This is a genomic window from Microbacterium algihabitans, assembly GCF_032464975.1.
GTDB lineage: Bacteria > Actinomycetota > Actinomycetes > Actinomycetales > Microbacteriaceae > Microbacterium > Microbacterium algihabitans.
In genome coordinates this window covers 244,102-256,522 of the sequence record NZ_JAWDIU010000001.1, presented here as the reverse complement: position 1 = coordinate 256,522, position 12,421 = coordinate 244,102, and the positions used below count along the sequence as shown (strand labels likewise).

Here is a 12,421-nt window from a genome sequence, read left to right as displayed (position 1 = left end):
GGTCAGCCGTCGAAGATGTCGCCGAGGAGCGATCCGATGACGAGGCCGCCGAGCATGCCGCCGACCATGTTGCCGCCGCCCATGCCGCCCCCGCGGCCGTAGCCGCCGCCCCGGCCGTAGCCGTTGCCGCCCCAGTCGTCGGGGCGTGACTGCTCGATGTCGCGCTGGGCGATCTGCAGGGCCTCGGATGCCAGGGAGCCGGCGCGACGCGCGGTGGCGAGGGCCGTCTCGCGGTCGTCTTCGGAGATGGGGCCGAGGGGGAGTCCGGCGCGCAGACGCTCCGCCTCGACGAAGCGCGTGCGGGCGTCGGCCCCGATCCAGCCGCGGTGGCCGGTGATGAGGCCGCGCGCGACGGCGATCTGCCGATCGGCGTCGTCGATCGCGTGGTCGACCTGGTCTTGCGAGGGCACCGGCCGGGCGGCGCGCTCGCGCGCGCGGTCGAGGTCGGCGTTCGCCTGGCGCAGCGACGACAGGGCCGCGAAGGGGTCGCTCCGCGTTCCGGATGCCGGCAGGGCGGTCAACGCCTGCTGCAGCGTCGCCATCGCCTGGGTGACGACGGGGGTCTGCGGGCCGCGTCGCGCTTCGACGAGGTCGTTGCGCGAGTCGTCGACGACGGCGGCGAGGGTCGACTCGGCGCGCAGCGCCTCGATCTCGAAGGTGTCCACGGCGTCGAGGAGAGATTCGGCCCGGCGCACGGCCTCGGTCGCGGCCTCGAGGGCGACGGACGCCTGCTCGCGCTGGCCGGCGTCGCGACGACGCTCGGAGACCGAGGCGGTGTGCACGGCGAAGTCGAGCAGCTGCTCGATCTCCTCCGGGTTGCCGCCGATCTGCGAGAGGGCGGAGTCGCTGTAGCGCCGCGAGAGGCGATCCACGACCTCGCGGGCGTTCGGGATGCGTTCGGCGAGGCGGTCGCGGTCGGCGCGGACGCGCGCGAGGATCTCGGGGGCGCGTCGCACGGCGTCGATCTTGGGCTGCAGCACCTGGGTGCGCTCTTCGAGCAGGTCTTCGGCCCACTGCGAGAGCTGGATGATGCGCGCGTTGCGCGTGCGCAGCTCTTCTTTGGTGTCGGGGATCTCGTCGTGGTTCAGCTGGTGCAGCTGGAATGCCTCGGCGAGGTGCGTCCGCACGGAGTCGAGGGCCGCCGCGAGGTCTTCCGTGGCCTTGTCGCCGAGCTCGGCACGGGCGAAGTCGAGCTCATCGGAGGTGAGGCGCACACGTTCGTCGGCCGCGACGATCGCCAGTTCCGCTCGGCGTGCCAGGTCGGCATCCGCCGCGTCTTGTTCTTCGCGCTTCCTCTTGCCCCAGAAACCGGCCATGGCTCGATCCTAAGCCGGTGTTTCGCGCCCCCAGCCGTGTGTTCGCTGCAGGCACGAGCGGCTCTTTCGGATTGCGGCCTGCTCGCAGGTCACGAACGGGTAACACGGATAACATGGGCGATGTATGCCTGTTCGCAGGCCGGTGTCCGTACGGACACCGCACCCGACCAGATGGAGATGCTCGTGGCCAATCCGCTCGAGAAACTGCTGCGCGCCGGCGAGGGCCGCATCCTGCGCCGACTGCAGGGCGTCGTGAAGGCGACCGGAGCGCTCGAAGAGGACTACGAGCAGCTCACCGACGACGAGCTGCGCAACGAGACCGTCGAGCTGCGCGCCCGCTTCGACGCCGGCGAGACGCTCGACCAGCTCATGCCCGAGGCGTTCGCCGCCGTGCGCGAGGCGGCCAAGCGCACGCTCGGCCAGCGTCCCTACGACGTGCAGATCATGGGCGGCGCGGCCCTGCACCTCGGCAACATCGCCGAGATGAAGACCGGTGAGGGCAAGACCCTGACCGCCGCCCTGCCGGCCTACCTCAATGCGATCGCGGGCCAGGGCGTTCACGTCATCACGGTCAACGACTTCCTCGCGAGCTACCAGTCCGAGCTGATGGGTCGCGTCTACCGTGCGCTGGGCATGACCACGGGCACCGTCGTGGCCGGTCAGACCCCCGAGGTGCGCCGCCAGCAGTACGAGGCCGACATCAGCTACGGCACGAACAACGAGTTCGGCTTCGACTACCTGCGCGACAACATGGCCTGGCGTAAGGAAGACCTCGTGCAGCGCGGTCACTTCTACGCGATCGTCGACGAGGTCGACTCGATCCTGATCGACGAGGCCCGCACCCCGCTGATCATCTCGGGCCCGGCATCCGGTGAGGCCAACCGCTGGTTCGCGGAGTTCGCCAAGCTGGCCCGCACCCTCGAGGCCGGGGTCGACTACGAGGTCGACGAGAAGAAGCGCACGATCGGTGTGCTCGAGCCCGGCATCGAGAAGGTCGAGGACTACCTCGGCATCGACAACCTGTACGAGTCGGCCAACACCCCTCTGATCTCGTTCCTCAACAACTCGATCAAGGCGATCGCGCTGTTCAAGCGCGACACCGACTACGTCGTGATGAACGACGAGGTCATGATCGTCGACGAGCACACCGGTCGCATCCTCGTGGGCCGTCGCTACAACGAGGGCATCCACCAGGCCATCGAGGCGAAGGAGAACGTGCCGGTCAAGGCCGAGAACCAGACCCTGGCCACCGTCACGCTGCAGAACTACTTCCGCCTGTACGAGAAGCTCTCGGGCATGACCGGTACCGCCGAGACCGAGGCGGCCGAGTTCATGTCGACCTACAAGCTCGGCGTGGTGCCCATCCCCACGAACAAGCCGATGATCCGCAAAGACCAGTCCGACCTCGTCTACAAGAACGAGACGGCCAAGTTCGCGCAGGTCGTCGAAGACATCGTCGAGCGCCACGAGAAGGGCCAGCCCGTCCTCGTGGGCACCACGAGCGTCGAGAAGAGCGAGTACCTGTCGCGCCTGCTCGCGAAGAAGGGCGTGCGCCACGAGGTGCTCAACGCCAAGAACCACGCGCGCGAGGCCGAGATCGTCGCCCGCGCCGGTCGTCTGGGCGCCGTCACCGTCGCCACCAACATGGCCGGTCGTGGAACCGACATCATGCTCGGCGGAAACGCCGAGTTCCTCGCCGTGCAGGAGATGAAGGCGAAGAACCTCGACCCCGTCGAGACGCCCGAGGCCTACGAGTCCGAGTGGGACTCGGTCTACCAGGGCATGCGCGACGTCGTCGCCGAGGAAGCCGCGAAGGTTGTCGAGGCCGGTGGCCTCTACGTGCTCGGCACCGAGCGCCACGAGTCGCGCCGCATCGACAACCAGCTGCGCGGTCGCTCCGGCCGTCAGGGCGACCCCGGCGAGAGCCGCTTCTACCTGTCGCTCACCGACGACCTCATGCGCCTGTTCCAGTCGGGCGCGGCCGAGGCCATCCTCGCCCGGACCAACTTCCCCGACGACGTCGCCATCGAGTCGGGCCTTGTCTCGCGCGCGATCAAGAGCGCACAGTCGCAGGTCGAGGCGCGCAACGCCGAGATGCGCAAGAACGTCCTCAAGTACGACGACGTGCTGAACCGCCAGCGCGAGGCGATCTACGCCGACCGCCGTCACATGCTCCAGGGCGACGACATCGCCGACCGCGTGCAGCACTTCATCGAAGACGCCATCACGGCCGTCATCGACGACCACACCGGCTCGGGTCACACCGAGTCGTGGGACTTCGACGCCCTGTGGACCGAGCTGAAGACCATGTACCCGGTGAGCGTCACGATCGACGAGGTCGTGGCCGAGGCGGGCGGCAGCAAGGGCCGCATCACGCCCGAGGGGCTCAAGCGCGAGATCATCTCCGACGCCCGCATCGCGTACGAGAACCGCGAGAAGGCCCTCGGCGCCCAGGCTCTGCGCGAGCTCGAGCGCCGCGTGGTGCTGCAGGTGCTCGACCGCCGCTGGCGCGAGCACCTCTACGAGATGGACTACCTCAAGGACGGCATCGGCCTGCGTGCCATGGCCCAGCGCGACCCGCTCATCGAGTACCAGCGCGAGGGTTACCAGATGTTCCAGTCGATGATGGGGCAGATCAAGGAGGAGTCGGTCGGCTTCCTCTACAACCTCGAAGTCGAGGTGCGCGAGGTCGAGGGCGAGCCCGCGGCCCAGGTCGAGGCGAAGGGCCTGGCGCCCACCCCCGTCGAGACCCAGCGCCTGGAGTACTCCGCCGCGAACGACGCGGGCGAGGTCGAGGTGCGCAACGACCGCGGTCAGGTGCAGCAGGCGGCGACCAACCGCGTGCGCCAGGCGGCTCAGCCGGCCGCCGCTCCCGCCGCCGAGGCGCCCGCCGCCGCCCGCGGCGCGTTCGGGCAGCGCACCGACGCTCCCGAGCAGGCCGGGTCGGGCAACCGCGCCGATCGCCGGGCCGCGAAGAAGAAGTAAGACGGATCCCCGGATGCCGCGTCCCACCCCGGGACGCGGCATCCGGCGTTTCCGGGCTCGGGTGCGGCGGGACCGCCGTCGCGCGGATCGCGGGCTCGGCGCGCCGGCGGGAACGCCCTCGGGGCGGCGTGTCGGGCTCCGGATCCGCACGACGGTTCCGCCGCGGGCGGGCCACCGGGTGTCGATTGGCTCCGAAGGGGCGGGGATATCCTGAACCGATGAGCCCGCTGCGCCCCCTCGACCAGTCATCGAAGCTGAAGGACGTCCTCTACGAGATCCGTGGAGAGGCCCTCGTCGAGGCCGACCGTCTGGAGGCCGAGGGGCACGCGATCCTCAAGCTCAACACCGGCAACCCCGCCATCTTCGGCTTCGAGGCGCCGCACCAGATCGTGCGCGACATGATCGCCTCGGTGCCCAACGCGCACGGCTACAGCGACAGCCGCGGCATCCTGTCGGCCCGTCGTGCGATCGTCTCGCGCTACGAGCAGGAGCCCGGCTTCCCGCACCTCGACCCCGACCACGTGTTCCTGGGCAACGGCGTGTCCGAGCTCATCACGATGACCATGCAGGCCCTGCTCGACGAGGGCGACGAGGTGCTCATCCCCGCCCCCGACTACCCGCTGTGGACGGCCATGACGAGCCTCGGCGGCGGGACCCCCGTGCACTACCTGTGCGACGAGGCGCGCGAGTGGCAGCCCGACCTGGAGGACATCCGGTCGAAGGTGACCCCGCGCACCAAAGCGATCGTGGTCATCAACCCGAACAACCCCACCGGCGCGGTCTACTCGCGCGAGGTGCTCGAGGGGATCGCGGCGATCGCGCGCGAGCACTCGCTGCTGCTGCTGTCGGACGAGATCTACGACCGCATCCTGTTCGACGGGGCCGTGCACATCCCGATGGCGACGATCGCCCCCGACCTGCTGTGCCTGACCTTCAACGGCCTGTCCAAGACCTACCGCGTCGCTGGCTACCGTTCGGGGTGGCTCGCGATCACGGGCCCCAAGGACCACGCGCAGGGCTTCCTGCACGGCATCAATCTGCTCGCCTCGACGCGCCTGTGCCCCAACGTCCCCGCGCAGTTCGCGGTGCAGGCGGCGTTGTCGGGGGTGCAGTCGATCGACGCGCTCATCGCCCCGTCGGGTCGACTGCACGAGCAGCGGGATGCCGCGTGGGAGGGCCTCGAGGCCATCCCCGGGGTCTCGTGCGTCATGCCGCGCGGCGCTCTCTACGCCTTCCCGCGCTTCGACCCCGAGGTGTACGAGATCCCCGACGACGGCAAGTTCGTGCGCGACTTCCTGGTCGCCGAGCACGTGCTGCTCGTGCAGGGGTCGGGCTTCAACTGGCCGGCGACCGACCACGTGCGCATCGTCACGCTCCCCGAGGCGCGGGTCATCAGCGACGCCATCGAGCGGCTCGGCAACTTCCTCTCGACCTGGCGGCCGTGACGCGGTTGACGTGACCCCGGACGCCGTGACGTGGTCACCGGGACGCGGATGCCATGGCGTGAATGCCGTGACGCGGACGCCGTGACGCGGCTGACGTGACCCCGGACACCGTGACTCAGAGGCCGTGACGCGGATGCCGTGACCCGGTCGATCCGCGGCGACCAGGGCCCGTGCCCGGCACGGCGCCCGCCGGCGTAGCTTCGGCCGGCCGGGGTGCCGCCGCAGCGCCGACCGGTCCGACCGCGCGGCTGAAGAGCTCGCCGGGCGGCGGACGGTCGACGCTGCGAATCACATCATGCCGAGCGAGGTGACGCGCCAGCGACCGTCGAGGCCCTCGATCCGCATGGCCAGGGCGCGGGTGCGCGCCCGCGCGGAGGCGGTCACCGTGGCCTCGATGATGCCGTCGCCGGGCGAGGAGAGGCGCACGCGCTGCACCTCGTACACGTCGTAGAGGCTGAGCACGCGACGGGCGCTGCGCGCGCGGGCCGACAGGTTCTTGATCGTGGTGAGGCGGTCGAGCACGTCTTCCGACATCCAGCGCGTGAGCTGCTCCGCTCGGCGGACTCCGGCGAGGACCTCGAACGCACCGCGCGCGACGTTGCGCGTGAAGACCGCCGGCGGCGGGAGCTGGGCGGTCGGGGTGCGCTGCCGATCGAAGAAGTCGGGGTCGGATGGAGCGGGCGGGGTGGGGCGAGGGGCGGGCTTCGGTGACATGGATTTCCTCCGGGCTGTGGTGCGTGCAGCGAGCGGGGGGTGATGCCGACAGTAGGGGAGCCGCGCGGAGCGACGACGGCACCGGGAGCATCTGTGGACGACACGCCACGGCGCCTGGAATGTGGAGAATCCGCGGCGCCCGGGGTTCGGGAGCGGGCCGACGACCGTGCACAGGAAGCCGGCGGAACCGCTCCCACCCTGACCCGGAGTGGTCTCGCCGCTCGCCTTGTCCCCCGTTCTGGGGGATGGGGGAGTTCACCTGCGACCCGCACGGCTCGCGGCCCGCCATGCCCCGGGGCTGGGCCCGCCGCGCCCCGGGGCCGGGCCGACCGCCCGTCGTGGGGGAGTGGCGGTCGGCGACGACGGCGTGCGAAGTCCGTCATGTACATGTATACATGTGATGCGATGCACGGCAGTCCGCCGCAGCGGGTGAAATCGATCGCCCAACGGTCGAATCTCGGCGCCCACCGGGCTCGCTCAGCCGGCACACGCCGACGACACGGCGTGGTTGACTAAGTCGGTGTCGACACTGAGTGAACTCGTCTACGCCCAGGGCCGCTCCAGCGAGGCGGACGTCGAGTGGCTGCACCGGCTCGCGGGTGACGGGCAATTGCTCGCCGACCTCGCGTTCGCCGACATCGTCATCTGGGTGCCCACCCCCGACGACTCGTTCGTCGCGGTCGCCCACACCCGGCCCGGGGGAGCGGCGACGCTGTTCTATCGCGACATCGTCGGAGACCGCGTGCGACCGCAGTGGCGCACCCAGGTACGCGACGCCTTCCAGAGCGGGCGCATCGTCGACTCCGCGTCGCCCGACTGGTTCGAAGAGACGCCCACGCGCGTGCGCGCAGTGCCGATCGTGCGCGAGCTGTCGCGCGAGGGCCACGCCGTCACCACGGTCGGCGTGCTCACCCGCCACACCAATCTCGGTGAGACGCGCACCCCCTCGCGTCAGCAGATCACCTTCAACGACTGCGCCGACGACCTGTTCGGCATGATCTCGTCGGCCGAGTTCCCCGACCTGGCCGCCCCCACGGCCCCGCGCCGCGGAGCGCCGCGCGCCTCGGACGGGCTGATCCGTCTCGACGTCGACGGCATCACGACCTTCGCCAGCCCCAACGCCCTCTCGGCGTTCAACCGCATGGGCTTCGACGACGAGCTCGAGGGCGAGTCGCTCGCCGAGGTGACAGCGCGCATCCTTCCGGCCAAGCGGCAGGACGTCGACGAGTCGCTGCCCGTGGTCGTGAGCGGGCGCGCACCGTGGCGCGCCGACATGGAGGCGCGGGGCGTGCAGGTGTCGCTGCGCACCATTCCGTTGCGCGACCGCGGCACGCGCATCGGTGCGATCGTGCTGAGCCGTGACGTCACCGAGATCCGCCACCAGGAGCAGGAGCTCATCACCAAAGACGCGACGATCCGCGAGATCCACCACCGCGTCAAGAACAACCTGCAGACGGTCGCCTCGCTGCTGCGCATCCAGGCGCGCCGCACCCACTCCGACGAGGCGCGCGACGCCCTCACCCAGGCCATGCGCCGCGTCTCGGCGATCGCCGTCGTGCACGACACCCTGTCGGAGGGTCTCGCTCAGAACGTCGACTTCGACGACGTCTTCGCGCGCGTGCTCAAGCTCGTCGCCGAGGTCGCCGCCGCCCCGAACACTCGCGCCCGCACGCGCACGACCGGTCAGTTCGGCACGCTCCCGAGCCAGTTCGCGACGCCGCTCGCGCTCGCCCTCACGGAGTTGGTGACCAACGCCGTCGAGCACGGGCTCGCCGGCCAGGAGGGCGACGTCGAGATCGCCGCGGAGCGCAACGGCGAGATGCTCGAGGTCAGCGTGCGCGACACCGGCGTCGGCCTCCCCGAGGGGCAGGTCGGTCGCGGTCTGGGCACGCAGATCGTCCGCACCCTCATCCAGGGCGAGCTCGGCGGCACGATCGACTGGCACACCCTCATGGGCAGCGGCACCGAGGTCACGATCGAGATCCCGCTGCGCTACATCGGCGGCGCGTCGGCCTGAGCCCCGCGGCATCCGTTCCGATTCCGGATGCCGCGTGCCGGCGCATTCCGCGCGGAACGGCGCCCGGGCCGAAACGGATTCCCGGGAGAGCCCCGAAACGCGGAGAAGCCCGCCCCGAGGGGCGGGCTTCTGCCGGAGACGCTGTCGTCAGGAGGCGCGGCGGGCGCGGGCGGCGCGGCGCTTGAGCGCGCGACGCTCGTCTTCGCTCAGACCGCCCCACACGCCCGAGTCCTGACCGGACTCGAGGGCGTACTGCAGGCAGACCTCGGTGACGGTGCAGCGTGCGCAGACCGACTTGGCCTTCTCGATCTGATCGACCGCGGGGCCGGTGTTGCCGACCGGGAAGAACAGTTCGGGGTCGACGGTCAGGCAGGCTGCTTTGTCGCGCCAATCCATAGAGGTGCTCCTTGTAACAGAAATTTCAGACGATTCGGCACCGGGATTCGGGTCCGGTACCCTGGTGGGAACGCGAGCGATTGCTCGCCCCACTTCGCTGTGGGAGCACACGGCTTGTTCTATGCTCCCATAGCGATTACGCCTGATCAAGAGGTAACCGCGAGGTTTCCGGAACGTAACGGCGCGGAGCTGCGCGTCGAGGAGGCCATTCCCGATGCCCGTTCGTCTCGCGGCAGCCGCACTCCTGGGTCTCGAAGCCCTCGGCATCCTGGCCCTCGCCGGGTGGCAGACGGTCGCCCTCATCGGCGGCGACACCGACTCCGCCGTGAGCTCGATTGCGCTCATCGTGCTGACCGTGATCGGCGCCGTGACGGTCGCCGGATTCGCCGTGGCCACCGCGCGAGACGTGTCGGCCGGACGCTCGGGTGGCATCGTGACGCAGCTGCTCATCCTGTCGGTCGCGATCGGTGCGATCACGGGGGAGTGGGCCGCCCCCTTCGTGGCTCTTCTCATCGCGCTGCCCGCGATCGTCGGCCTCGTGCTGCTCTTCCTCGCCGTTCGTGGTGCCGTACCGCGACGCCGCGACGCCGACACCGACGCCTGAGAACGGCAGAACCCCGCCGACCGCGGGCGCGGGGCGGGGTTCCGGATGCCGTGGCTCAGGCCGCGTCGACGCCGAGCTTCTTGCGCAGTCGCGCGACGTGCCCGGTGGCTTTGACGTTCACCATGGCCTCGACGACGGTGCCCTCTTCGTCGATGACGAAGGTCGAGCGCAGCACGCCGGTGATGGTCTTGCCGTAGTTCTGCTTCTCGCCCCACGCGCCGTAGGCCTCGTGCACGGCGTGGTCGGGGTCGCTCAGCAGCGGGAAGGTGAGTCCGTCGCTGTCGCGGAAGGCGCGCAACTTCTCGGGGGTGTCGCGCGAGACGCCGAGCACCGTGTAGCCGGCGCCCTGCAGCGAGGCGAGGCTGTCGCGGAAGTCGCAAGCCTGCGTCGTGCACCCGGGCGTCTGCGCCGCGGGGTAGAAGTACACGATGACGCGGCGCCCGCGGAAGTCGCTGAGCGATACGGGGTGCTCGTCTTGGTCCATCAGGGTGAAGTCGGGCGCGGCGGAGCCGGGTTCGAGGTTCGTCACCCCTCCAGCCTAGAACGCTCGATGCCCTGGAACGTCGTCAGCAGGCGCTGCAGCGAGTCGAGTCGCGCGGCGGCCCCGGGTCCGAGTCGGCCGGACTCGACGGCCTCGATGATCGCGCAGTCGGGGGCGTCGGGCAGGTGCGTGCAGCCGCGGGGGCATTCCTCGGCCACCGCGGCCAGGTCGGTGAAGGCGCCGAGCACGTGCGCGGGATCGACGTGGCCGAGGCCGAACGAGCGCACGCCCGGGGTGTCGATGACCCAGCCGCTGCCGGCTGGTCCGCGATAGCGCAGCGAGACGGCCGACGACGAGGTGTGGCGCCCGCGACCGGTGACGGTGTTGACGTGACCGATCGCGCGTTCGGAGCCCGTGAGGGCGTTCACCAGCGTCGACTTGCCGACACCCGAGTGCCCGACGAACACCGTGGAGTGCCCAGCGAGGGCCTCGCCGATCTCGTCGAGCGGCATCTCTCCCTGTGCACTGGTGAACACGCGCAGGTCGATGCCGACGAAGTGCGCGAGGAACTCGGTCGGGTCGGCGAGGTCGGTCTTGGTCACGACGAGCAAAGGGCGGATGCCGGCGTCGAGGGCCGCGACGAGGTACCGGTCGACCAGTCGCGCACGCGGCTCGGGGTCGGCCGCGGCCACCACGACGAGCATCTGGTCGGCGTTGGCGACGATGACCCGCTCGACCTGATCGGTGTCGTCGGCGCTCCGGCGCAGGAGCGAGGTGCGCTCCTCGAGGCCGATGATGCGGCCCAGCGTCCCCTCGTCGCCGGAGAGGTCGCCGACGACCTTGGCGCGGTCGCCGTTGACGATCGGCTGCTTGCGCAGCTCGCGGGCGCGCGTCGCGAGCACGCGCCGCTCGTCGGGGCCGTCTTCGTCGACGAGCACGGTGTAGCGGCCGCGGTCGACGCCGAGCACCCGCGCGATCTGCGCATCGGCGTGGGCGGGACGACGCTTCGTGCGTGGTCGGTTGGCCTTGGGATTCGGGCGTACCCGGATCGACGACTCGTCGAACTCCAGGTCGTCGTCGTCATCGTCGTCGAGCCAGCTCATCACTCAGTCGCCCGCCGCATCCGCGCCCAGCATGGCCTGCCACAGGGCGGCGAACTGGGGGAGCGTCTTGGCCGTGGTGCCGATGTCGTCGATGCGCACGCCCGGCACGCGCAGGCCGATCAGCGCGCCCGTCGTGGCCAGGCGGTGGTCGTGGTGCGCCTTCCACTCTCCACCGCGCAGCGGGCGGGGGACGATGCGGATGCCGTCGTCGAGCTCGTGCGCCTCTCCGCCGAGCGAGCGCAGGTTGCCGACGAGGGCGGCGATGCGGTCGGTCTCGTGGCCGCGGATGTGGCCGATGCCGTGCAGCGTGGTGGGGCCGTCGGCGAAGGCCGCGAGCCCGAAGAGCGTGGGGGCCAGTTCGCCGGCCGCCGACAGGTCGAGCTCGACGCCGACGATGCCGTCTTCGCCGCCCGCCACGGTCAGCGCCCCGCCGCGGCGGCTCACGCGAGCGCCCATCTCGGCGAGGATGTCGACCAGCAGAGCTCCCGGCTGGGTGCTGTGCAGAGGCCACCCCGTGACCGTGACCGAGCCGCCGGTGACCATCGCGGCGGCCAGGAAGGGGGCTGCGTTGGAGAGGTCGGGCTCGATCGCGACGTCTTTCGCGCGCACCGGCCCCGCCGGCACGATCCACTCGCCCGGCGCGGGGCGCTCGACGTGCACCGCGCGGTGGGCGAGGGCCTCGACGGTCATGTCGATGTGGGGAACGCTCGGCAGGCGCGAGCCGACGTGGCGCAGGTGCAGACCGACGTCGAAGCGGGGGGCGGCCAGCAGCAGGCCCGAGACAAACTGACTTGACTGGCTCGCGTCGATCTCGACCTCTCCGCCGCGCACGTGACCGTGCCCGCGCACCGAGAAGGGGAGCGACCAGTGGCCGCCGTCGTCGATGTCGACGCCCACATCGCGCAGGGCGCGGATCATCGCACCCATGGGGCGGTGCAGAGCGCTCTCGTGGGCCGTGACGTGCACGTCGCCGCGGGCGAATCCGGCCAGCGGGGCGACGAAGCGCATGACCGTGCCGGCCTGCCCGCAGTCGACCGTGCTGTCGCCGGCGAACGACGACGGGGGAGTCACCAGCAGATCGGGGCCGAAGGGCGAGTCGGTCTCGACCTCGTCGATGCCGACGCCGAGCGCGCGCAGGGAGTCGATCATGCGCGCCGAGTCGTCGGAGTGCAGCGGCGCGTGCAGCGTGCCGGGCCCGTCGGCGATGGCCGCGAGCACGAGCTCGCGATTGGTCAGCGACTTCGACCCGGGCACGGTGACGGTGGCCTCGACCGCACCCCGTGCGACGGGCGCGTCCCATTCGCCACGGGGAGTGTCTGCGGAAGGGGAATACCCGAGGGGAGTCATCGGTTCCTAGCCT

General features: G+C 70.8%; 10 protein-coding genes. 4 read left to right on the top strand and 6 right to left on the bottom strand.

Annotated elements, in window-relative coordinates; translation table 11 throughout:
* Positions 1-2: 2 nt before the first annotated feature.
* Positions 3-1,316, bottom strand: coding sequence for a coiled-coil domain-containing protein (locus tag RWH43_RS01255; protein ID WP_154096012.1), 1,314 nt, complete (start codon positions 1,314-1,316; stop codon positions 3-5).
* Positions 1,317-1,499: 183 nt separating this feature from the next.
* On the opposite strand from RWH43_RS01255, the gene secA reads away from it, so the two are divergent.
* Positions 1,500-4,301: a preprotein translocase subunit SecA gene (gene secA / locus RWH43_RS01250; RefSeq protein WP_144828781.1), complete on the top strand. Its 2,802-nt coding sequence runs from the start codon at positions 1,500-1,502 to the stop codon at positions 4,299-4,301.
* A gap of 218 nt (positions 4,302-4,519) precedes the next feature.
* Positions 4,520-5,746 carry a pyridoxal phosphate-dependent aminotransferase gene (locus RWH43_RS01245; RefSeq protein WP_144828778.1) on the top strand — a complete coding sequence of 409 codons (1,227 nt, stop codon included), beginning with the start codon at positions 4,520-4,522 and terminating at the stop codon, positions 5,744-5,746.
* Positions 5,747-6,034: 288 nt separating this feature from the next.
* Here RWH43_RS01245 and RWH43_RS01240 read toward each other — a convergent pair whose 3' ends face one another.
* A complete protein-coding gene (locus RWH43_RS01240; RefSeq protein ID WP_144828775.1) occupies positions 6,035-6,460 on the bottom strand; it encodes an Rv3235 family protein in 426 nt (141 codons plus the stop codon).
* A gap of 520 nt (positions 6,461-6,980) precedes the next feature.
* Here RWH43_RS01240 and RWH43_RS01235 point away from each other — a divergent pair.
* Positions 6,981-8,477, top strand: a complete 1,497-nt coding sequence (locus RWH43_RS01235) for a sensor histidine kinase (RefSeq protein ID WP_144828773.1) — start codon at positions 6,981-6,983, stop codon at positions 8,475-8,477.
* A 147-nt stretch (positions 8,478-8,624) separates the two neighbouring features.
* On the opposite strand, the gene RWH43_RS01230 is transcribed toward RWH43_RS01235, so the two are convergent.
* On the bottom strand, positions 8,625-8,873 hold the full coding sequence (locus tag RWH43_RS01230) for a WhiB family transcriptional regulator (protein WP_013583608.1): 249 nt from the start codon (positions 8,871-8,873) through the stop codon (positions 8,625-8,627).
* A gap of 214 nt (positions 8,874-9,087) precedes the next feature.
* Between RWH43_RS01230 and RWH43_RS01225 the strand changes: the two genes are divergently transcribed.
* Entirely contained in the window at positions 9,088-9,477 is a 390-nt protein-coding gene (locus RWH43_RS01225) for a histidine kinase (protein ID WP_316000457.1), read from the top strand.
* 55 nt (positions 9,478-9,532) lie between these two features.
* Here RWH43_RS01225 and bcp read toward each other — a convergent pair whose 3' ends face one another.
* From bcp to aroA, 3 genes are read right to left on the bottom strand one after another with little or no spacing between them, the layout of a single operon-like run.
* Positions 9,533-10,006, bottom strand: coding sequence for a thioredoxin-dependent thiol peroxidase (gene bcp / locus RWH43_RS01220; RefSeq protein WP_144828768.1), 474 nt, complete (start codon positions 10,004-10,006; stop codon positions 9,533-9,535).
* Entirely contained in the window at positions 10,003-11,061 is a 1,059-nt protein-coding gene (gene rsgA / locus RWH43_RS01215; RefSeq protein WP_144828765.1) for a ribosome small subunit-dependent GTPase A, read from the bottom strand. Before rsgA ends, bcp begins: the two co-directional genes overlap by 4 nt.
* Before the next feature lie 3 nt (positions 11,062-11,064).
* Positions 11,065-12,408 carry a 3-phosphoshikimate 1-carboxyvinyltransferase gene (gene aroA, locus RWH43_RS01210; protein WP_144828762.1) on the bottom strand — a complete coding sequence of 448 codons (1,344 nt, stop codon included), beginning with the start codon at positions 12,406-12,408 and terminating at the stop codon, positions 11,065-11,067.
* Between the last annotated feature and the right edge of the window lie 13 nt (positions 12,409-12,421).

Bases quoted from the DNA above. Each gene is read 5' to 3' on its own strand.
- RWH43_RS01255 (WP_154096012.1), bottom strand. From the start codon at position 1,316: ATGGCCGGTTTCTGGGGCAAGAGGAAGCGCGAAGAACAAGACGCGGCG.
- RWH43_RS01245 (WP_144828778.1), top strand. From the start codon at position 4,520: ATGAGCCCGCTGCGCCCCCTCGACCAGTCATCGAAGCTGAAGGACGTC.
- RWH43_RS01240 (WP_144828775.1), bottom strand. From the start codon at position 6,460: ATGTCACCGAAGCCCGCCCCTCGCCCCACCCCGCCCGCTCCATCCGAC.
- RWH43_RS01230 (WP_013583608.1), bottom strand. From the start codon at position 8,873: ATGGATTGGCGCGACAAAGCAGCCTGCCTGACCGTCGACCCCGAACTG.
- RWH43_RS01225 (WP_316000457.1), top strand. From the start codon at position 9,088: ATGCCCGTTCGTCTCGCGGCAGCCGCACTCCTGGGTCTCGAAGCCCTC.
- rsgA (WP_144828765.1), bottom strand. From the start codon at position 11,061: ATGAGCTGGCTCGACGACGATGACGACGACGACCTGGAGTTCGACGAG.
- aroA (WP_144828762.1), bottom strand. From the start codon at position 12,408: ATGACTCCCCTCGGGTATTCCCCTTCCGCAGACACTCCCCGTGGCGAA.